Origin of the sequence: Nocardia sp. NPDC004604 (assembly GCF_040609795.1) — a bacterium.
Lineage (GTDB): Bacteria > Actinomycetota > Actinomycetes > Mycobacteriales > Mycobacteriaceae > Nocardia.
Window position 1 is genome coordinate 22,077 of the sequence record NZ_JBEXLC010000075.1, and the last position, 19,285, is coordinate 41,361.

The window sequence follows — 19,285 nt, forward strand, 5'->3', positions numbered from 1 at the left end:
CGCGCGACGACCGAGCCGCGACGAGCCGATGGCCGGTGGGGCGCGACACCGGGATATCAGCACCTCGGTCGAGGCCGAATTGCACTGGCGCCCGGCCCCATTGGTGTTCATGCTGGCGGTGGCCGCGGCCGTCGCGCTGGTGCTTGCGCTGGTACTCGGCCGCTGGCAGCTGGTCGTATTCGCGGCCCCGCTGCTCGGTGTGCTCGCCACCGCGCCATGGCAGCAGTCGACGACGCGGATCCTTGTCGACGGCGGCGGCACGCTGCGCTGCTTCGAGTCCGAGGAGATCGTGACGACGATCGTCGCCTTCGTCGAATCGGGCCATGCACTGCTGCGGCTGACTGCGGAGAAGTCCGCGGGCCTCGCAATCGAAACCGAGGAGGCGATCGATTCCGGGACGGCACCCGCCGGGCTGCGGCTGGCCCTGACGGCGGACCGCTGGGGTCGCTATCCGCTATCGGTCCGGGTCTCCGCGCTCAGTCCGGCGGGTCTGTCGGTCGCGACCGCGGTGCTGCCAGCGGGTCAGCTCTTCGTCTATCCGATCACCGACCCGCAGCGAATGAAGTTGCCGCGCACCGAACTTCCCGAACGGCTCGGCACCCACCTCACCCGCAAGCACGGTCCGGGCGTCGAGTACGCCGATATCCGCGCCTACGCGCCCGGTGATCAGCTGCGAATCGTGAACTGGCCGGTCAGCGCCCGGCGCGGGCGGCTTTACGTCACCGAGCGGCTCACCAACCGATCCGCGGATGTGGTTGTGCTCGTCGACACTTCGCAGCAGGCACCGGGTCCGGCCACCGACTCTCTCGAACTGTCGGTGCGCGGTGCGGCGCAGGTGGTGCAGTCGACGCTGCAGGCGGGGGATCGCACCGCGGTGGTCTGCCTCGGCCAGTCCCCCCGCTGGTTGCGCCCCGATATCGGGCGGCGGCAGTTCTATCGGATCGTGGACACCGTCCTCGATGTCGGCGATGAGCACATCCCGACCACCGGCACCCTCGCCCCACACGCCGCCGTCCCACTCGGCGCCATCGTCGTCGCCTTCTCCACCCTGCTCGACACCCAATTCGCCCTCGCCCTCATCGACCTGCGCAAGCGCGGCCATGTGGTGGTGGTCGTAGACGTACTGCGCGGCACCCCCTTCCAAGAAGAGCTCGACCCAACCCTCGCCAGAATGTGGAATCTGGAGCGCGCCTCGATGTATCGAGATATGGGCACCGTCGGCGTGGACATCGTCGCCTGGACCGAAGACGCCCGCCTGGACCAGGTAATGCGACTGATCCCCGAGCACCGCCGAACAGTACGGGTACGCCGATGATCCGATTCCTCGCAATCCTCTCCGGCGCCCTACTGGTCACCTCGATAACCCTGATGACCCCCTGGGCAGGCCTCCCCGCAGTCGTACTCGTAGCAGCAGGCTGGTGGTCCCGCCTCCCCGCCACCGCCGCAGTCCTCCTGGCAATCGGCGTACTAGCCGCCGCCGACACCGGCGTACTAGCCGCCGCAGCAACAGGATTGGTGGCAACGGCCTACCTCCTCAACACCGCCACCGTCTCCGCCCCCGCGGGCGTAGTCCCAACCACCGTCCCCTCGGTAATCGGCGCAGTAGCCTTCGCAACCGTCGCCGTATGTGCGGCACTGCTCCCCCTACGCCTGGCCTGGGTCCCGATCGCCGCACCGATCCTGGTAGTCCTCCTGTACGCCTTGGTAGTCCAAGGCGTAGCCACCAAACGCCGCCGCACTAACGACACCACCCCCGTCCCCTCCTGAGCCATCCGTAGTCGGTCGGCTTGCCTCGACGAGCAACCTGCGCGGCCACCCGTACCGGTAGAGTGGTTCGCATGTCCCGACTGGAACGCATCACCTCCGACCCTGCCGTCTGCCACGGTAAGCCGGTGGTGCGCGGCCTCCGGTATCCCGTGGAGATGCTCCTCGAGCTGCTGGCCGCAGGCATGAGCATCGACGACATCCTCACCGACTATCCCGATCTCGAAGGTGACGACGTGCTGGCGGCGCTCGAGTACGCCGCAATCGTGACCGCCCAGCGGACAACGATTCCTTTCAACGCGGCGTGAAGTTCCTCGTCGACGCTCAGCTGCCTCGGCGCTTGGCCGTGTTCCTGGAGGCGACGGGTCACGATGTTATGCACACATCGCAACTCGAGCAAGGAAACCGCACGGCTGACGACGACATTGCCAAACTCGCGGACTTCGAGAACCGTGTGGTCATCAGCAAAGATCGCGACTTCTGGATCGGCTACGTGCTCGACGGGTGTCCGTCCAGGTTGTTGATCGTTTCGACCGGCAATATCGCCAACAATGCACTGCTGCAGATCTTTGCCGACCACCTGGATGACATTGTCGGCCTACTCACCGAGAACTCTGTCGTAGAGTTGGGCCGCGATCGGCTGATTGCACACGCCGACCGCGACCCGGACAGTCGCGCCTGACGCCCCGGGGCTCAGGCGGGCTGGAAGCGCAGGGTGACGTCGCTGAGGACTGGAGCGTCGTCGCGTTCGACCACCGTTGCGGCAATGGTCAATTCGCTCTCGGTGCGCCAGATTCGGGTGCGGATTGTTTCGCCGGGGTACAGGACGCCGGCGAAGCGGGCGCGGAAGCCGGTGACGCGGGTTGCGTCCGAATCGAGGACTGTGTCGGTGGCGGTTTTGCAGACGATGCCATAGGTGCAGAGGCCGTGCAGGATGGGGTTGGGGAAGCCTGCGGCTCGGGCGAATTCGGGGTCGGAGTGCAGGGGGTTGCGGTCGCCGCACATGCGGTACAGCAGGGCCTGCTGGGGGAGGGTTGGGGTGGTGACGTCGAAATCCGGGGTGCGGGTGGGGAGTTCGGCTTTCGTGCTCGGGCCGCGTTCGCCGCCGAAGCCGCCCTCGCCCTTCGCGAAGATGGATGAGCGCGCGGTCCAGAGGGGTTCGCCGTCGGAGCCGGTGACGGTCTGCTCCTGCACGACAACGGCGGCGGAGCCTTTATCCCACAGTTCGGTAATGCGTCCGGTGCTGGTGGCCTTGCCGGAGGCCGGAATCGGGCGATGCACTTCGACCTCCTGGTGGCCGTGCACCACCTTCGCGAGATCGATATCGATGCCAGGGAACTTGACCTTCGGCGGTTCGGTGTCGTGGAAGGTGGCCGCGACGGTGGCGAAGGTCGGCAGCACCTGCGGGGTGCGGTCGTCGAGGTAGCGCAGTTCGGCCGCATCGGTCCAGCGCGTGCCCGCCCCGAGTCCCAGCTGGTACAGCTGCACATCCGACGGCGTCCAGGCGAACTCCCGGCTGGGCAGTTCCGCGCCGAGGGCGATTTTCGGATCGATGGGCATCGAGTTCTCCTTGTGAATGCTTGTGGACAGATTCATCTGCCCGGTGCGGCCGGTCCTGGTCGGATGTGGTCCGGCGAGGTGGCCTGCGGTTCGTCGCTCACGGGGACGGTTGCCTCGAATCGATCCTGCGGCGAGCGCATCCGCGTGGGCAAGGGGGCGTCCGCTCGGTGAGACGCCCCCTCGGTCGCTCACGCCTCGGCCGCAGCCTCGGCCGACAGTTGCTTCTTGCGTTCGGCGATATCCAGCACCGCGAGGTAGCCGAAGGTGATCGCGGGGCCGATGGTGGCGCCCGGGCCCGCGTAGGTGTGGCCCATCACCGGGGTCGCGTTATTGCCGGAGGCATACAGACCCTCGATCACAGTGCCGTCCTCGCGCAGCACCCGACCGGCGGTATCGGCGACCAGACCACCCTTCGTGCCCAGGTCACCGGGCACGATCTTGGCCGCGTAGTACGGGCCCTGCACCAGCCCCGCAAGGCAGGGGTTGGGCTTCACCGTCGGATCGCCGTAGTAGCGGTCGTAATGGCTGTTGCCGCGGCCGAAGTCTTCGTCCTTACCCGTCTCGGCGAACTTGTTGAACCGCTCGACGGTCGCCGCCAGACTGTCCGCGGGCACGCCGATCTTGGTGGCCAACTCCTCGAGGCTATCGGCCTTGACAATGAGGTCGTTTTCCATCCAGCGGGACGGAAACCGCTGACCAGGCTGCAATCCGGCGAAGATGTAGCGGTTCCGGTAGCGCTGGTCGAAAACCAGCCACGCGGGGATATTCGCGCCCGGACCTTCACCCTGCCCGTATTCGCCGCCGTACATGGTGTGCACAGCCTCGACGTAAGGAGCGGACTCATTTCCGAATCGCTTGCCGTCGGCGTTGACCATGATGGTGCCGGGCAGATTCCGCTCGGCCAGTGCGAACCAGGGCTTACCGCCCTTGAAGATGGTCGGCCCCCACCAGGAATCCTCCATGAAGCCGACCGCGGCGCCCACATCCATGCCCGCATTGATGCCGTCGCCGGTATTGGCGGCCGCACCGGTGGTCCACTCGGTGGTGATGGGCTGGCGCTGGTACTTGGTGCGCATTTCGGCGTTGTGCTCGAAACCGCCGCTGGCCAGCAACACCCCGTACTTGGCGGTGAACCGCACCGGCTCGCCGTTGTGCTCGGCCTCGACGCCGGTGACCACGCCGTCTTCCACAATGAGCTTGGTCAGCGGAGTGTTCAGCAGCAGCGGCACATTCGCATCCAGGAGCCCCTTGCGCATGGCGGCGATAATGGCCTGCCCCATGCCGAGGATGTGCTTACCGGTCCACTTGGCGAAATAGGTGCGGGCGCCGACCCGCATCGCCCGCATAATGCCCTTCGGGTGGCGGCGGATCAGATTGAGTCGCACGAAATCGGCCTGCATGACGACCACATTCAGCGGAGCCTTGGCGTACGGCGGCTCCAGATTGAACCGCTCCTCGCCGAGGACCTTGGCGTCGAACGGCGCGGGTTCGCACGAGCGTCCAGCGCCGAGGCCGCCCGGAGCCTCCGGGTAGTAGTCGGAGTAGCCGGGCACCCACTTCATCTTCAGCGGCGTGTGGTCGAGGACGAAGTCGAAGGCCTCCGCACCGCGGTCGATGTAGGTGTCGATCCGGTCCTTCGGCACCACGTCACCGATGATGCTGTGCAGGTAGGTGCGTGCATCCTCACGGTCATCGGGCCGGCCGGACGCCGCGAGCGCCTTGTTGCCGGGGATCCACACACCGCCACCCGAGCGCGCGGTCGACCCGCCGTAGTGCGCGGCCTTCTCAATGATCACCGCACTCAGTCCATGGTGGGCTGCGGCAAGGGCGGCGGTCATACCTGCAGCACCACTGCCGACCACCACCACGTCGTAGCTCTGTGGATCATTAACCGGATCAGTCATGTAGAACACGTTATAGAATGGGGGCACATTTGGTCTATGTTGAGTGGCAGAAGACTTGCTCGGCGTTCCATTCGTCGAGAAAACTTGTTTCAGTTTCTGACCGGAGTGATGTACATGGGCCTCGAATGGGACCTGGCCGCCGACGTGGTCGTCGTCGGATTCGGCGCCGCGGGTGCGGCGGCCGCGCTGGAAGCGACGGATGCGGGAGCTCAGGTGCTGGTGCTGGAGCGCTTCACCGGTGGCGGCGCGTCGGCACTGTCCGGCGGCATCATCTACGCGGGCGGCGGCACATCGGTGCAGCACGAGGCGGGTGTGCGCGATACACCGGAGCAGATGCTGGCCTATCTCGAGCGTGAAGTCGGCACCGCCGTCAGGCCCGAGACGCTGCGGCGATTCGTCGCCGAGAGCCCCGCGATGATCGAATGGTTGCAGGGGCACGGGGTGCCGTTCGAGGCGTCGCTGTGTCCGTACAAGACGTCGTACCCCAATGACAGCTACTACCTCTACTACTCGGGCAGCGAGGTCTCCGGTTACGGGCGTGAGGTCGCGGTGCCCGCCCAGCGCGGACACCGCGTCAAGGGCAAGGGCACCTCGGGTAAGAAGCTCACCGGTCCACTGGCCGCCTCGGCCGCGCGGCGCGGGGTTCGGGTGGAAGCCCTCACGCAGGCAACCCGATTGATCGTCGATGACAACGGCACGGTGATCGGCGTCGAATGCGAGACCCTGCGCGACGCCCCGGGAGCGGTCCGGGACCGCTACGCCCGGATGGCGAAAATCGCGGCCAAGCCAGGCATCTACTACCCGCCGCTGCGCAAGGCGCTGGAGCGTCGGCTGGTGAAGCTGGATCGCCGCTACCGCACCACGATTCGGATCCAGGCCCGCCGCGGTGTGGTACTCAGCGCGGGCGGGTTCATCGCGAATCGGGACATGCTGCGCGAATACGGGCCGCGCTACCGCGGCGGACTCGCACTCGGCACCACCGCCGATGACGGCAGCGGGATCCGGATGGCCCGGCAGGTCGGTGCTGCGACGGATCGGATGGGGAATATCTCGGCGTGGCGGTTCATCTTGCCGCCCAGCGCTTTTACCGGTTCGGTACTGGTCGACGCGGACGGCCGCCGGGTCATCGATGAGACCCGCTACGGTGCCGCGGTCGGCCACGCGTTGATCACCGAACACGACGGCAAGGGCTGGCTGCTCGCCGACGACAAGCTCATGCGGACCGCGATCGGGCAGATCCGGACGCAGTCGGCCTGGTTCCAGCGCGGGCAGTTCGAGGCGATGCGGCGGACCGCGGTGCGCGGCGCGACCCTGGACGCCGCCGCGGCGAAGGCCGGTATCAATGCCGACGGGCTGCGTGCCACCGTCGCCGAGCACAATGCCGCCATCGAGAACGGCGCGCCCGATCCGGTCGGCAAGCCCGCGGAGTTCACCAAAACTGTGGGGGCCGGGCCGTTCTGGTTGTTGGACGTGGGTATCAAGCCGAGCGTCATCAACCCGTGTCCGATGCTCACCCTCGGCGGCGTGGTCGTCGACGAGAGCACCGGAGCCGTGCAATCGACTGCCGGAACCGATATTCCCGGCCTGTTCGCGGCCGGGCGGACCGCGGTCGGTATTTGCTCGGACTCCTACGTCAGCGGATTGTCCCTGGCCGACTGCATTTTCTCCGGTCGGCGTGCGGGCAGGTTCGCGGCAGGTGTCGACGGGCTTTCGCGGGCAGCCGTGCCCGAAGCGACAACAGTGGAAGGAAATTAGCGTGCTGTCCGACGCGGTACGAATCGAATTGGCCGATGAACTCGACGTCGCCGAGCGCGACCGGGTCGGCATCGAACCCCTCATCGCCAGGCATCTCGATATCGATGTCGTGGACGCCTACGAGATCCAGCTGATCAACATCCGGCGCAAGCTCGACAATGGCGCGAAGGTGGTTGGGCACAAGGTCGGGCTGTCCTCGCTCGCCATGCAGCAGATGATGGGTGTCGACGAACCCGACTACGGTCATCTGCTCGCGGATATGCAGGTATTCGAGGATGTTCCGGTCGAGACCTCGCGCTATCTGATCCCCCGGGTGGAGGTCGAGGTCGGCTTCATCCTCGGCGCGGATCTGCCCGGTGCCGATTGCACCGAGGCCGATGTGCTCGCCGCGACGGTCGCGTATGCGCCGTCCATCGAGCTGATCGATTCGCGGATCAAGGATTGGCAGATCGGGCTGGCCGACACCATTTCCGATAACGCGTCGTCGGCCGGTTTCGTACTCGGCGCGGCGCGAGTCGCGCCGAAAGACATTGATATCAAGGCCATCGACGCCGTGCTCACCCGCAATGGCGAGGTGATCGCCGAGGGCCGCAGCGATGCCGTGCTCGGCGATCCGGTCATCGCGGTGGCCTGGCTGGCCCGCAAGGTGGCCAGTTTCGGGGTGCGGCTGAAGGCGGGCGACATCGTGCTGCCCGGCTCCTGCACCCGCGCCATCGACGCCCGTGCGGGTGATTCGTTCCATGCCGAGTTCGCCGGACTCGGTTCTGTCCGTTTGCAATTCAAATAGGAGGCTGGCCGTGTCCGAAACGGGGACCGTCACCGCCGCGATCGTCGGATCCGGCAATATCAGCACCGATCTGCTGTACAAACTGCTGCGCTCCACCACGGTGGAACCAAAGTGGATGATCGGAATCGACCCGGAGAGCGAGGGTTTGAAGCGCGCCCGCGGGCTCGGGCTGGAGACCTCGCACGAGGGCGTTGACTGGTTGCTCGCGCAGTCGGAACTGCCCGATCTCGTCTTCGAGGCGACCTCGGCGTATGTGCATCGCGCCGCGGCACCCAAATATGCCGAGGCCGGGATCCGCGCGGTCGACCTCACCCCCGCCGCCGTCGGGCCCGCGGTCGTACCGCCGGTGAACCTGGTCGGTGCGAATCTCGATGCGCCGAACGTCAATATGATCACCTGCGGTGGTCAGGCCACCATTCCGATCGTCGCGGCGGTATCGCGCGTGGTGCCGGTGCCCTACGCCGAGATCGTGGCCTCGGTATCGTCGGTCTCCGCCGGACCGGGCACCCGCGCCAATATCGATGAGTTCACCAAGACCACCTCGCGTGGTGTGGAGACGATCGGCGGCGCGCAGCGCGGCAAGGCGATCATCATTCTGAACCCGGCCGAACCGCCGATGATCATGCGCGACACCATCTTCTGCGCGATCCCGGAGGATGCCGATACCGATGCGATCGCCGATTCCATCCATCGGATGGTCGAAGACATCCAGAAGTACGTGCCCGGCTACCGGCTGCTGAACGAGCCGCAGTTCGACCCGCCGTCGGTGGTTTCCGGTGGTATGGCGAAGGTTTCGGTCTTCGTCGAGGTCGAGGGCGCCGGTGACTTCCTGCCGCCGTACGCGGGCAACCTCGACATCATGACCGCCGCCGCCACCCAGGTCGGCGAGGTCATGGCACAGCAGATTCTGTCGGCCCGGGTGTAAAGGAGCCTTCGATATGGTCTATTCAGCAGAACTCGACATCCGCGTCACCGATACCTCACTGCGTGACGGCTCGCACCACAAGCGCCACCAGTTCACCGTCGACGATGTGCGCAATATCGTCGGCGCGTTGGACGGCGCCGGTGTGCCGGTCATCGAGGTGACCCACGGCGACGGACTCGGCGGCTCGTCGTTCAACTACGGCTTCTCGCACACTCCCGAGCAGGAGCTGGTCAAGATCGCGGCGGAGACGGCCAAGCAGGCCAAGATCGCGGTGCTCATGCTGCCCGGCGTCGGCGTCAAGGAGGACATCAAGATCTCCCAGGACAACGGTGCCTCGATCTGCCGCATCGCCACGCACTGCACCGAGGCGGATGTGTCGATCCAGCATTTCGGTCTTGCGCGCGAGCTGGGACTGGAAACCGTCGGCTTCCTGATGATGTCGCATACCCAGCCGCCGGAAGCGCTGGCCAAGCAGGCCCGCATCATGGCCGACGCGGGTTGCCAGTGCGTCTACGTGGTGGACTCCGCGGGTGCGCTTGTGCTCGAACAGGTTTCGGACCGGGTCGCCGCGCTGGTTGCCGAACTCGGCGATGATGCCCAGGTCGGCTTCCACGGGCACGAGAACCTGGACCTGGCTGTTGCCAACTCCGTCTATGCTGTTCGCGCGGGCGCGAAGCAAATCGACGGCAGCGCAAGGCGATTCGGCGCTGGCGCGGGCAATACACCGGTTGAGGCATTCGTCGGCGTCTGCGACAAGCTCGGCATCAAGACCGGTATCGACTTCTTCGCGATCGCCGATGCGGCCGAGGACGTGGTCCGCCCGGTCATGCCGCAGGAATGCCTGCTGGACCGCCAGGCACTGATGATGGGCTACGCAGGCGTGTACTCCAGCTTCCTCAAGCACGCCGAACGTCAGGCCGAACGCTACGGCGTCTCCGCCGCCGAGATGCTGGTCCGCGCAGGCAAGCGCAAACTCGTCGGCGGCCAGGAGGACCAGCTGATCGATATCGCCCTCGAACTCCAGCGCGAGGCCACCGTCTCCGCCTGACCCGGACCGCAAGGCCGCGACCGGTCCCCGACTGGTCGCGGCCTTTGCGTGGGGTGCCGCATATCCAGTGGGTACCGCGCACAGGCTGCAACTTATGCGCGGTGCCCAGCGGATATGCGTCGGTCGCTGACGGGTCGGTGAACATTGGAATTTTGGGGTCGCGGGTGGTGGGGGAATCGGAGACTATGAGGCGTGATCTGTCCGCATTGCAATGCGAATCTGTTGCGCAAGGAGCGTGGGGGGCGGCGCTGTTCGACTTGTAAGCGGGAGTTTGCGCTGGAGCCGAAGGAAAGTCCGTTCGGGCTGCACGATATTCGGATGCGCAAGCTGGCCGAGCGGCTCGGGGACGGGCGGGGGCTGCGGTATACCTTGACGCAGCTCTGGTATGCGGCGGGGCGCAAGAAGGTTCCGGATGTGCTACAGGTGTTCAAGCGGGTGCGCATCGGGGGTTCGGTGGCCATTGTGGTGGTGGCCTTCTTCCTGATGGTCAGTGGCGCGGCACCGGCGGGGGTGGTGATTCCGCTCGGTGCGCTGGTGCTGGCGCTGGCCATTGTCGGTCTGCAGTTCGTGCGGCCCTGGTTCCTGAGTCGGGCCTCGGTCCGAATGCTGGTGTCGTACAACGTCTTCCGTCGGGATGTGGTCGGCCGGTGGGCCCCGATCTACAACGGTCCGCCGCCCGGCTCGGTGGACGAATCGCTGGTGAAACCACCCGCCGTGCAGCGGCCCCGATTCGCCGTGCTGTGCCCGGATGTGAGCGTGCTGGCCTGCCTTGCCGCGAACGATGTGTCGCGGACCTGGGATATGGCCCTATCGGATCGCATCGATCGGCTGCCACCGGATGTGCCGGTGATCGTGCTGCACGATGCCAGTCTGGCCGGTGTCGCCCTGGCCGGACAGGCTCGGGTGGCGCTCGGTACCCGGGTCGTGCCGGTCGGTCTGTGGCCGCGCGCGGTACTGGCCAATGCCTCGGCGCTGCGGCTGCGTGAGCCTCGACCGCCGGAGTCCGATACCGCATTTCTGCGCGGGGAAGCGCTCTCGGCGGCGGAGATCGAATGGCTCGCCGAAGGGTGGTGGTCGCCGATCGCCGCGATTGCGCCGGCGAAACTGCTCGCGGTGCTCGAACGGGCGGTCGAGCGGGTCGAGGATGCGGCCGATCCGGAGCGACGGCGCGCCCGCGAGGTAGGTTTCCTCACGTGGCCGGCCGGGTGAAACCGCATATGCTCGATCGGCTGCTGCGCATCGCCGCCGAGCGAGCCGCCGCGCCGAGCGGTATCCGATTCACCGAGCGCCAGCTCTATTACGAGGTGTGCCGAATCATCACACCGGTGCATCGGATCCCACGGCGCTTCGCATTCACGGTCCCCGCACCGCTGAGCTACGCGTCGTTTCGCACCGCGCTCGACCGCCACGGCGAGCTGCCAGGTCTTTTGACGCTCGCGCCACCGGAGTCAACCCGAGCCGGACGGCACACACCCGAACCGGACCTGTTCGACTACGGCCTACCGCGGCTGCTCGTCTGCGAATCGGATGCAATCGCACAAATGCTGCGCGCCAACGGATTACCGATGGAATCCGCATGTCCGGTACTCAGCGCAGCCGAACTCCCCCTCGATCCCGGCATCGCAGGCATGCTCGCAAGCGTCCAGGGCACCATCTATCTGCTGCACGATGCGAACGCTGCCGGACTCACCTTCCCAGCACGGCTGAGGGAACTGACCGAAATCCCCGACGGCGTACGAGTCGTCCCCTTGGGCCTACGCCCGCGCCAAGCAGGCACACTACACCTGCCCCATGTCCGTGGACCGGTGCCGAACATGTATGCGGCCCAGCTGGATTCGTGGGAACGCGCATGGCTGCGCCGCGGCCGGTACATCGAGGTCGAAGCAGTGCGCCCGGCCTCGCTGCTGCGTACGGTCCACCGCCTCGTCCGTGAGGTCCGCCCACCCCGACGCACCTTCACCGAGCTACGCCGCGCCCGAAAAGCAGGCTTCCTGACCTGGCCCGCCGCATGAGTTTCCATGCCGCCGTGGGTCAGCAGGGTGTGCTGGCGGTCGGTCGATCACGGGGAGAATATGGCTGTGGCACGCCCGCTGGATCGAGTGGGACGCCGTCGGTGCCGCGCAGTGCATCGCTTGGTTTGCGGGGTGCGCGTGCTGATAACGCATGTGACCGAACTACGCAGGACTACGGGCTTGTTGGTCTGGCCCGACGCAGGAAAGGGGAGTGCCGTGTCGGAGCATCGGCAGATCACCTATACCGATGAATTGCTTGCAGATGGGTCCGTGCATCGGCGCTATGCCGATGGGCGTCAGGAGTGGCGGACTCGTGATGCGCAGGGGGTCGTGTCGTGGCGTGATGATCGAGGTGGCGCTGGGACCGATGAGGCGCTCGGTCCGAAGATCGTGAAACGCGTGTACCGCAATGGATCCGTTGTGTACGGGCGGGAGGCGGGTTTCGGGCGCACGCTGTGGGGTGACGGTGTGCTGACGGTGAATCGATCCTCGTTCGGTGGTCGGCTCGGTGCGACTGTGGCCGCGGGCGCACTGCTGGGCGCGCTGGTTATGCCGCCGATTTCGCTGACCGCCGAGGAAGAGGAGGAACTGCGCCGACAGGCGGTTGCGCAGTCGTCCGGTTCCAGTGACGGGGGCGGCGATTATGGCGGCTGGGACGATGACGGCCGGGATGACGGCGGCGATTTCGGCTGAGGGGAACCATGTCTCGTTGGTGTGCTTTCCAGATGCCGGATGACCCGGCCGGTCAGGTGCGGGCGGTCGGCGGTGATCCGGTGTCGGTCATCGGTCGTCATGCGCTGGGGTTGCTCGAAGGTCCCGGCATCGCGGCGGGGCCCTTCACCGTCGGTGCATTGACCGCGGTCGGTGAGGTCACGCTGTTCAACGCCGCCCGGCTGCGTGCCCGACTCGGCGCGGACGTATCACCGGACTGCGCCGACGGCGAACTGCTATTGCACTGCTACGCCCGTTTCGGACTCGACGGAATCGCCACAGCGGACGGCATGTTCGCACTGGCCATCGCCGACGGTACCGATCTGGTGTTGATCCGCGACCACGTCGGCACCCGCACGCTCTTCCACGCGCGCGCAGGCCATGGCTGGGCCGCATCCACCTCGCTGCGCGCACTGCACCGCTGGCCCGCACTGCGCACCGGACTGCATCTACCCGCGGTTCGGTCATTCCTCACCTTCGCCTACCTGCCGGGCCGCGAGACGCTGCTGCGCGATATCAGCGAGGTCCTGCCCGGCCGCTGCGTTCGCCTGCACGACGACGGCTCGATGACCGAGGAAACCTACTGGGAGCCGATCGAAATCGAGGACGCGCGCTCGGCCGCCGACCACGCGCTGACACTGCGTGAACTGCTCGAGGACGCGGTCGCCCGGCGCCTGCCCGCGTGCGAACCGGTCGCGGTGCTGCTCTCCGGCGGTATCGACAGCAGTCTGGTCACTGCGCTCGCCGCCAAGCTGCACGATCAGCGCGTGCGGTCGTATTCCATCAGCTTCGGCGGCACCACACCGAACGAACTCGCCTACTCCGGTCTCGTTGCCACGCACTGCAATACCGAACATCGAATACTCACCGTGCCAGGTGCGACGGTCGCATCGCGACTGGCGGAGACGGTATCGCTGCTGGACTGCCCGGTCGGCGATCCGCTCACCGTACCGAATCTGATGCTCGCCGAAGCCGTTGCCGCGGACGGTATTCGGGTGGTGCTCAATGGCGAGGGCGGCGACCCGGTCTTCGGCGGTCCCAAGAACCTGCCGATGCTGATCTTCGAATTGTCCCGCGACGATCCGGCTCCCGACGCCAGGGCTGCGGCCTATCTGGACAGCTACCGCAAGTGCTACAGCGACCTGCCGGTGCTACTGAGCCCCGACGTGCTGACCGCACTCACCGATGCGCCACCGCTGACCGAGCTGATCGCCCCGTACCTGCGCCAGGGGCGAATGACCGGCCTGCTCAACCAGTTGCTGCATACGAATCTGCGCACCAAGGGCGCACATCACATCCTGACCAAGGTCGAACGACTGACCGCCGCAAGCGGTTTGGAGGGACGTGCGCCGCTGTTCGACCGCGCCGTGATCGACCACGCCTTCCGCGTGCCCGGTCGGTACAAGCTGGCCGGTACCAGCGAGAAGTGGATTCTCAAGCAGGCTGTGCGAGACCTACTTCCGGGCACCATTGTGGACCGTCCGAAGAGCGGTATGCGAGTGCCGGTGCAGCAGTGGCTCTCCGGACCGCTGCGCGAACTCGGCCACGACCTGCTGCTCGGCTCGTCGGCCCGGGCGCGTGGCCTGTTCCGCGAGGACACCATCCGCTCGTGGTTGCGCGGTGACGGCGCGCTGCTGCCGCGACAGGGCGGCAAGTTGTGGCTGGTGCTGTCGTTGGAGCTGTGGTTGCGTTCCTTCGACGTTGGGCCGTGACCCGCATTCGTCCGTTGGAGTAGCACCGAGGAGCCGCATGTCCGATCCGCGAATCAAGTACCGCGCAGACGATGAGAACGAAATCCACGACCTCGCCGAATTCCAGGATGCGGGATGCAATGTCGTCACGCCCGTCGCGCAATTTCCGGCCGAGGTCGCCGCGGTGGTCGTCCAAGCGTTCGCCCAGATAGTCCGCAATGCCAAGGCGAGTCGTGCCGCCACCACCCCCGATGCGGATGGCATCGTCCGGTCCCAGACCTTCGAAGAGGGCGACGTCTATATGATCGAAACCCCCTTCGACGGCTTCTTCGCCGACCGCTACCTCATGGATTTCTATAATGCCGAGGAACGCGGCATCTGCTCGCGCATGCATTTGCACACCGGCCTGCGCTTCGTCCGGATGATGACCGGTCCCGACACCCACATCCGGGTGAGCAGCCTCTCGCCGTTCCGGGTGACCGATGTCGTCGGCGTTACGCCTTTCGTGCCGAGCGAATTCGAGGACGAACTACCGGATACGCCGCCCGGCCTGCACCGCACCAGATACAACCTGATCGTCCCGCCATGCTCCTTCGTCGATATGCAGATTCCGCGCGGCGTCAGCCACCAGTTCAATGCCATCGGCCCACATGCGGTCATCGATTCGGTGCATCCGGAAGAGTCCATCGAGGTTTTCCGCGAACAGATGTCCGGCTTCAAGATGATGGCCCAAACCGTTTTCCTGGCAGAAGAATTGCCGGATGTCGCCACGTGCACATCGCACACCTGGCCCGCCGCGGGTGCGGTCCGATAATTCGGTTGCGATCGCGCGCGGGCGTGCTTACCGTGAATTCAACGAGACACCTCGGCTTTCCGCCACAGCACGTTCAGTCCGACGCGCGCATACCGTCCAGCGTCACGGTGAGCATCCGATCGGCGGCTTCGGGCACCGTTTCGCACGCGACCCCGATGCCATGGCCGAATCTGAGCAGATCGCGCGGCTCGATATCGCGCCGGATTTCGCCGGCATCCTGTGCCGCCTGCAGGAGTGCGCCCGCTGCATCGGTGATCAGAGTCCGGCACAGCTGGAAGGTCGGCGAGCCCTTGTCCATTCCGGCCTTCAGGGTGGTTGCGAGGCTGCGGTTGTCCATCACCCATTGCACCTGTTCGCGCAGCCACTGCTCGAAAGCCTCGGCAGCCGGACGGGTTTCGAGCAGGTCGTGGGCGCGGGCACTCAATTGTTCGATGCTGGAACGGTATACGGCCTCGACCAGCACCTCGCGGCTCGGAAAGTGCCGGTAGAGCGTACCGATGCCGACACCGGCGCGGCGCGCGATCTCTTCCAGCGGCGCCTCGGGGCCTTGTTCGGCGAACGCCTCCTGAGCGGTCGTCACGATCCGCTCGTAGTTGCGCCGGGCGTCCGCGCGCATCGGCCGTCCGGTCGACGGTGCTGCCATATTCCCTCCAGTGGAAAACGGAAGGACCCTCCAGATAGAGTTGCGTAACTGGAGGAACCCTCCATATGATAGCTCCATCCAAAACGGAGGCTACCTCCGCTTGAATCTCATGCGATGGAGCGTTCTTTGTCCACCACCCTCTCCGCGGATACCCGCGCGTCCGCCATCCCGACAGCCGGTCGGCTCCGCTCCGGCATCGTGCTGGTCACCCTGCTGACCTGCCAATTGATGATCATCCTCGACATCACGGTGATGAATGTGGCGCTGCCGCGCATCCGCACCGACCTGCACTTCACCGCGACGAACCTGTCCTGGGTGATGAATGCCTACACCCTGGTCTTCGGCGGGCTGCTGCTGCTCGGCGGCCGCGCCGGTGATCTGTTCGGCCGCCGCAACCTGTTCATCGCCGGTACGGCACTGTTCACACTCGCCTCGCTGGCGGGCGGACTGGCGCCATCGGCGACCTGGCTGCTCATCGCCCGTGTCGTACAGGGCATCGGCGGTGCCATGGCGGGGCCGAGCACCCTCGCGCTGCTGACCACCACATTCAGCGAACCCAAGGCCAGGATGCGGGTACTCGCATTGTTCTCCGGCATGTCCAGTGCGGGTTTCGCGATCGGCCTCATAGTCGGCGGACTGCTGACCGAATGGCTGAGCTGGCGCTCCGCACTGTTCATCAATGTGCCCTTCGGCCTGGCCGTGGTCGTGCTCGCGCTGCGCTATCTGCCGATCGTCGAGCGTCAGCCCGCGCGCCTCGACCTGCCCGGTGCAGTGACCGCCACCGGCGGCGTCGCCGCGCTGGTCTACGGCTTCATCAGCGCCGCGTCACACGGCTGGGGCGATGCGGGAACGGTTATTTGGCTGGCGGTCGGCGCGGCATCGGTCGCCGCCTTCCTGACCATCGAGGCGCGAACGGCCCAGCCCCTATTGCCATTGCGGCTGTTCCTCGACCGCAATCGCGCCGCGGCCTACGCCAATATGTTCCTCGGCCCGATGGCCGGTATGTCGATGTTCTTCTTCCTCACCCAATACCTGCAGGAAGTGCGCGGATTGTCTGCGCTGGCAACGGGTTTCGCCTTCATGCCGACCGCACTGCTGATGTTCACCATGATCCGGCTCATTCCGCGGTTGCTGCCGCGCTTCGGTCCGAAACCGGTGACCGTGGTCGGCACGATATCGATGGCGGCCGGTCTGGCCCTGCTGACCCGACTGACGGTCGACAGCGGCTACTTCCCACTGCTGTTCGTCGCCATGATCCTGATGGGATGCGGTATCGGCCTTGCCTTCTCACCGCTCAATGTGATCATCATGTCGAGCGTGCCCCCGGCCGAAGCCGGTGCCGCGGGCGGCGCACTGCAAACCCTCCAGCAGACCGGCGCCTCCCTCGGCCTCGCCATCCTGGTCACCATCTTCGGCACCGCCTCCCGCAATGCCGGAGGTTCGGCACAGCACGCCCTGGTCAGCGGCATTACCACCGCCTTCGCCGCAGCGGTGGGCATTGCCGCCTTGACCTTCGCAGTCGCCCTGACCTTCCGCAGCACCCGTCCCACAACCTGACCATCTAACGCAGCTGTGGCCCGACCCGAGTTACTTCGGGTCGGGCCACTGGGGCGCCTACATAGACGAATGATGGTCCGTGCGAAGGCGATTCGACTCATACATACGCCGCAGCGCTAGAGCCAGGTGTCCAGCGTTGTGGTGGTGAGGAAATGCTCCAGGTCGTGGCGCCAGGGGGCGGGGACGGTCTTTTCCGGTTCGATGGCCGTGTACTGCCCACGGTAGAACAACAGCGGCCTGCCGGAGCTGGTCGACTCCGACAGGGCCAGGACTCGGCCGATCACTATGTAGTGATCGCCGCCGTCGACGACGCTGTCCACCTTGCACTGGATGGTGGCCAGGGCGTCGTCCAGGAGCGGGAGCTCCAGTTCCGAGGTGTGCCAGCTGGTTTCGGCGAATTTATCGGGTTCGCGGGAACCGAAGCGGGCGCACAGCTGCTGCTGCTCTTCGGCCAGGACGTTCACGCAGAAACGTCCGGACTCTTCGATGGCCGCCCAGGACCGGGAGGTCTTGGTCGGGCAGAACAGGACCAGGGGTGGGTCGAGGGACAGGGCGGCGAAGGACTGGCAGGCGAAGCCGATCGGGGCGCTGTCGGCATCGAAGGTGGTGATCACCGTGATACCGGTGCAGAACTGCCCAAGGACATTTCGGAACTGCCGTCCGTCGATCGCGGGGTATTCGTCGATTGTCATGGTCTTCCCGCCCGTATCGTCGCTCGCCCTGTCACTCATTACTGCTGCCGCTGTCCGACCGTGAAGTCGTGACCCCACAGGCTGACCGCAGTCGATTCCCTGGCGATCCAGTCGTCGTCATCGACTTCCAAACCTTCACAGCCGAATTCGACATCGAATCCGCCAGGTGTCTTCATATAGAACGACAGCATCTTGTCGTTGACGTGCCTGCCGAGCGTCGCCGACATCTTCACCTTCTTGCGCAGCGCGCGGTCCAGGCAGAGCCCGACATCGTCGGACCCCTCCACCTCGAGCATGAGGTGCACGATGCCGCTCGGGGTCGGCATGGGCAGGAAGGCCAGCGAGTGGTGCCGCGGATTGCAGCCGAAGAAGCGCAGCCAGGCCGGTTCGCCGTCGGCCGGACGTCCGACCATCTGCGGTGGCAGCCGCATCGAGTCGCGCAAACGGAAGCCGAGCACATCGCGGTAGAAGGTCAGCGCGGCCGCATCGTCCTTGGTGCTGAGCACCACATGGCCGAGTCCCTGTTCGCCCGTGACGAACCGGTGCCCGTACGGGCTGACCACGCGCCGATGCTCCAGTGCCGCACCGTGAAAGGCCTCCAGGGTGTTGCCGGAGGGATCCTCGAACGAAATCAGGTCGTAGACCCGGCGATCGGCCTTCTCCTGCGCGGTGCCCTCCTTGAACGGCACCCCGGCCGCATCCAGCCGGTCCCGAATGTCCTGCAGATCAGCGGCATTGGCGGTCTCCCAGCCGGAGACCTGCAGCCGGTCCTTATCGCCGGGCACGATGACCAGGCGTGCCGGAAAGTCGTCCATACGCAGGTACAGCGCCTCTGGATCGCCGCCCTTGCCCTCGACCATGCCGAGCACCTTGAGCCCGTATTCGCGCCAGGCCGCCATATCGGTGGCCTCGATGCGCAGATACGCCAGTGATCGAATGCTCATCACTTCTCCTTCACACCAGCAAGGAAGTCCGTTGCCAGCCGGTTGAATTCATCGAACTTTTCCAGCTGGGCCCAGTGTCCGCAAGCACCGAATACGTGCAGCTGCACCCGTGGAATCATCTTCGTCGCGACCAGTGCGCCATCGAGCGGATTCACCCGATCCTCCCGGCCCCAGATCAGCAGCACCGGCTGACGCAGCTTATAGGCGTCGCGCCAGATCATGCCCTGCTCGAAATCGGATCCGGCGAACGACTTTCCCATCGCCCTGGTCGCGGCCAGTGCCTCGGGTGTGCTCGCCGAAGCGAAACGCTCATCGATCAGCTCATCGGTGATCAGCGACTGATCGAAGACCATGATCCGCAGGAACGCCTCCAGGTTGTGCCTGGCGCTCGGCGTCGCGCAGCGATTTTATGACCGGTGGCGCGGCCGGGCAGCGGTACTGGCTCGGCGTGGTTTCGCGCGAGCACGTCCAGCGCGGT

The 19,285-nt window shown here is 66.0% G+C and carries 19 protein-coding genes and 1 pseudogene; 14 read left to right on the top strand and 6 right to left on the bottom strand.

The features are described from left to right. The first annotated feature begins 28 nt into the window (after positions 1 to 28). The 4 genes from ABZW16_RS25545 to ABZW16_RS25560 all read left to right on the top strand — a co-directional run bounded on the left by ABZW16_RS25545 (position 29) and on the right by ABZW16_RS25560 (position 2,446). Entirely contained in the window at positions 29 to 1,315 is a 1,287-nt protein-coding gene (locus ABZW16_RS25545) for a DUF58 domain-containing protein (protein ID WP_354958571.1), read from the top strand. Continuing rightward, the gene (locus ABZW16_RS25550) at positions 1,312 to 1,767 is read left to right on the top strand and encodes a hypothetical protein (RefSeq protein WP_354958550.1); all 456 of its coding nucleotides are present in this window, start codon (positions 1,312 to 1,314) and stop codon (positions 1,765 to 1,767) included. Before ABZW16_RS25545 ends, ABZW16_RS25550 begins: the two co-directional genes overlap by 4 nt. Positions 1,768 to 1,838: 71 nt before the next feature. After that, a complete protein-coding gene (locus ABZW16_RS25555; protein ID WP_354958551.1) occupies positions 1,839 to 2,072 on the top strand; it encodes a DUF433 domain-containing protein in 234 nt (77 codons plus the stop codon). Next, positions 2,069 to 2,446 carry a DUF5615 family PIN-like protein gene (locus ABZW16_RS25560; RefSeq protein WP_354958552.1) on the top strand — a complete coding sequence of 126 codons (378 nt, stop codon included), beginning with the start codon at positions 2,069 to 2,071 and terminating at the stop codon, positions 2,444 to 2,446. The genes ABZW16_RS25555 and ABZW16_RS25560 overlap by 4 nt, the downstream gene beginning before the upstream one ends. Before the next feature lie 11 nt (positions 2,447 to 2,457). On the opposite strand, the gene ABZW16_RS25565 is transcribed toward ABZW16_RS25560, so the two are convergent. Next, positions 2,458 to 3,324, bottom strand: a complete 867-nt coding sequence (locus ABZW16_RS25565; protein ID WP_354958553.1) for a MaoC/PaaZ C-terminal domain-containing protein — start codon at positions 3,322 to 3,324, stop codon at positions 2,458 to 2,460. 188 nt (positions 3,325 to 3,512) lie between these two features. Continuing rightward, a complete protein-coding gene (kstD, locus tag ABZW16_RS25570) occupies positions 3,513 to 5,237 on the bottom strand; it encodes a 3-oxosteroid 1-dehydrogenase (protein ID WP_354958554.1) in 1,725 nt (574 codons plus the stop codon). Between the two features lie 105 nt (positions 5,238 to 5,342). Here kstD and ABZW16_RS25575 point away from each other — a divergent pair, with 105 nt between their 5' ends. From ABZW16_RS25575 to ABZW16_RS25615, 9 genes are all read left to right on the top strand, one after another. Continuing rightward, positions 5,343 to 6,983 (top strand): FAD-binding protein, encoded by a 1,641-nt coding sequence (locus ABZW16_RS25575; RefSeq protein ID WP_354958555.1) that lies wholly within the window; start codon positions 5,343 to 5,345, stop codon positions 6,981 to 6,983. Position 6,984: 1 nt separating this feature from the next. Continuing rightward, a complete protein-coding gene (locus ABZW16_RS25580; protein WP_354958556.1) occupies positions 6,985 to 7,770 on the top strand; it encodes a 2-keto-4-pentenoate hydratase in 786 nt (261 codons plus the stop codon). A gap of 10 nt (positions 7,771 to 7,780) precedes the next feature. Continuing rightward, a complete protein-coding gene (locus ABZW16_RS25585) occupies positions 7,781 to 8,695 on the top strand; it encodes an acetaldehyde dehydrogenase (acetylating) (RefSeq protein ID WP_354958557.1) in 915 nt (304 codons plus the stop codon). Between the two features lie 13 nt (positions 8,696 to 8,708). Next, positions 8,709 to 9,743, top strand: coding sequence for a 4-hydroxy-2-oxovalerate aldolase (dmpG, locus tag ABZW16_RS25590; protein ID WP_354958559.1), 1,035 nt, complete (start codon positions 8,709 to 8,711; stop codon positions 9,741 to 9,743). 318 nt (positions 9,744 to 10,061) lie between these two features. After that, on the top strand, positions 10,062 to 10,952 hold the full coding sequence (locus tag ABZW16_RS25595) for a hypothetical protein (RefSeq protein WP_354958560.1): 891 nt from the start codon (positions 10,062 to 10,064) through the stop codon (positions 10,950 to 10,952). Further along, the gene (locus ABZW16_RS25600) at positions 10,937 to 11,755 is read left to right on the top strand and encodes a hypothetical protein (protein ID WP_354958561.1); all 819 of its coding nucleotides are present in this window, start codon (positions 10,937 to 10,939) and stop codon (positions 11,753 to 11,755) included. The genes ABZW16_RS25595 and ABZW16_RS25600 overlap by 16 nt, the downstream gene beginning before the upstream one ends. Before the next feature lie 216 nt (positions 11,756 to 11,971). Continuing rightward, positions 11,972 to 12,448, top strand: a complete 477-nt coding sequence (locus tag ABZW16_RS25605) for a hypothetical protein (RefSeq protein ID WP_354958562.1) — start codon at positions 11,972 to 11,974, stop codon at positions 12,446 to 12,448. Positions 12,449 to 12,480: 32 nt separating this feature from the next. Beyond that, positions 12,481 to 14,178, top strand: coding sequence for an asparagine synthase-related protein (locus tag ABZW16_RS25610; RefSeq protein WP_354958564.1), 1,698 nt, complete (start codon positions 12,481 to 12,483; stop codon positions 14,176 to 14,178). A 37-nt stretch (positions 14,179 to 14,215) separates the two neighbouring features. After that, complete coding sequence (locus ABZW16_RS25615) at positions 14,216 to 14,971, top strand: hypothetical protein (protein ID WP_354958565.1); 756 nt, start codon at positions 14,216 to 14,218, stop codon at positions 14,969 to 14,971. Positions 14,972 to 15,044: 73 nt separating this feature from the next. Here ABZW16_RS25615 and ABZW16_RS25620 read toward each other — a convergent pair whose 3' ends face one another. Further along, positions 15,045 to 15,614 (bottom strand): helix-turn-helix domain-containing protein, encoded by a 570-nt coding sequence (locus ABZW16_RS25620; RefSeq protein ID WP_354958567.1) that lies wholly within the window; start codon positions 15,612 to 15,614, stop codon positions 15,045 to 15,047. A 114-nt stretch (positions 15,615 to 15,728) separates the two neighbouring features. On the opposite strand from ABZW16_RS25620, the gene ABZW16_RS25625 reads away from it, so the two are divergent. Continuing rightward, the gene (locus tag ABZW16_RS25625) at positions 15,729 to 17,171 is read left to right on the top strand and encodes an MFS transporter (protein ID WP_354958568.1); all 1,443 of its coding nucleotides are present in this window, start codon (positions 15,729 to 15,731) and stop codon (positions 17,169 to 17,171) included. 116 nt (positions 17,172 to 17,287) lie between these two features. Here the strand turns inward: ABZW16_RS25625 and hsaB are convergent, their stop codons facing one another. The 3 genes and pseudogenes from hsaB to ABZW16_RS25640 all read right to left on the bottom strand — a co-directional run. Continuing rightward, a complete protein-coding gene (gene hsaB, locus ABZW16_RS25630) occupies positions 17,288 to 17,863 on the bottom strand; it encodes a 3-hydroxy-9,10-secoandrosta-1,3,5(10)-triene-9,17-dione monooxygenase reductase subunit (RefSeq protein WP_354958569.1) in 576 nt (191 codons plus the stop codon). 38 nt (positions 17,864 to 17,901) lie between these two features. Next, a complete protein-coding gene (hsaC, locus tag ABZW16_RS25635) occupies positions 17,902 to 18,807 on the bottom strand; it encodes an iron-dependent extradiol dioxygenase HsaC (RefSeq protein ID WP_354958570.1) in 906 nt (301 codons plus the stop codon). After that, a pseudogene (locus ABZW16_RS25640) lies at positions 18,807 to 19,184 on the bottom strand (alpha/beta fold hydrolase); the annotation flags it as partial. The gene hsaC and the pseudogene ABZW16_RS25640, both read right to left, overlap by 1 nt. Positions 19,185 to 19,285 lie beyond the last annotated feature (101 nt).

Excerpts from the sequence above, each read along its gene's own strand:
- ABZW16_RS25575 (WP_354958555.1), top strand. The coding sequence starts at position 5,343 with ATGGGCCTCGAATGGGACCTGGCCGCCGACGTGGTCGTCGTCGGATTC.
- ABZW16_RS25545 (WP_354958571.1), top strand. The coding sequence starts at position 29 with ATGGCCGGTGGGGCGCGACACCGGGATATCAGCACCTCGGTCGAGGCC.
- ABZW16_RS25565 (WP_354958553.1), bottom strand. The coding sequence starts at position 3,324 with ATGCCCATCGATCCGAAAATCGCCCTCGGCGCGGAACTGCCCAGCCGG.
- ABZW16_RS25620 (WP_354958567.1), bottom strand. The coding sequence starts at position 15,614 with ATGGCAGCACCGTCGACCGGACGGCCGATGCGCGCGGACGCCCGGCGC.
- hsaB (WP_354958569.1), bottom strand. The coding sequence starts at position 17,863 with ATGACAATCGACGAATACCCCGCGATCGACGGACGGCAGTTCCGAAAT.
- hsaC (WP_354958570.1), bottom strand. The coding sequence starts at position 18,807 with ATGAGCATTCGATCACTGGCGTATCTGCGCATCGAGGCCACCGATATG.
- dmpG (WP_354958559.1), top strand. The coding sequence starts at position 8,709 with ATGGTCTATTCAGCAGAACTCGACATCCGCGTCACCGATACCTCACTG.
- ABZW16_RS25595 (WP_354958560.1), top strand. The coding sequence starts at position 10,062 with ATGCGCAAGCTGGCCGAGCGGCTCGGGGACGGGCGGGGGCTGCGGTAT.
- ABZW16_RS25610 (WP_354958564.1), top strand. The coding sequence starts at position 12,481 with ATGCCGGATGACCCGGCCGGTCAGGTGCGGGCGGTCGGCGGTGATCCG.
- ABZW16_RS25615 (WP_354958565.1), top strand. The coding sequence starts at position 14,216 with ATGTCCGATCCGCGAATCAAGTACCGCGCAGACGATGAGAACGAAATC.
- ABZW16_RS25625 (WP_354958568.1), top strand. The coding sequence starts at position 15,729 with ATGGAGCGTTCTTTGTCCACCACCCTCTCCGCGGATACCCGCGCGTCC.
- ABZW16_RS25555 (WP_354958551.1), top strand. The coding sequence starts at position 1,839 with ATGTCCCGACTGGAACGCATCACCTCCGACCCTGCCGTCTGCCACGGT.
- ABZW16_RS25550 (WP_354958550.1), top strand. The coding sequence starts at position 1,312 with ATGATCCGATTCCTCGCAATCCTCTCCGGCGCCCTACTGGTCACCTCG.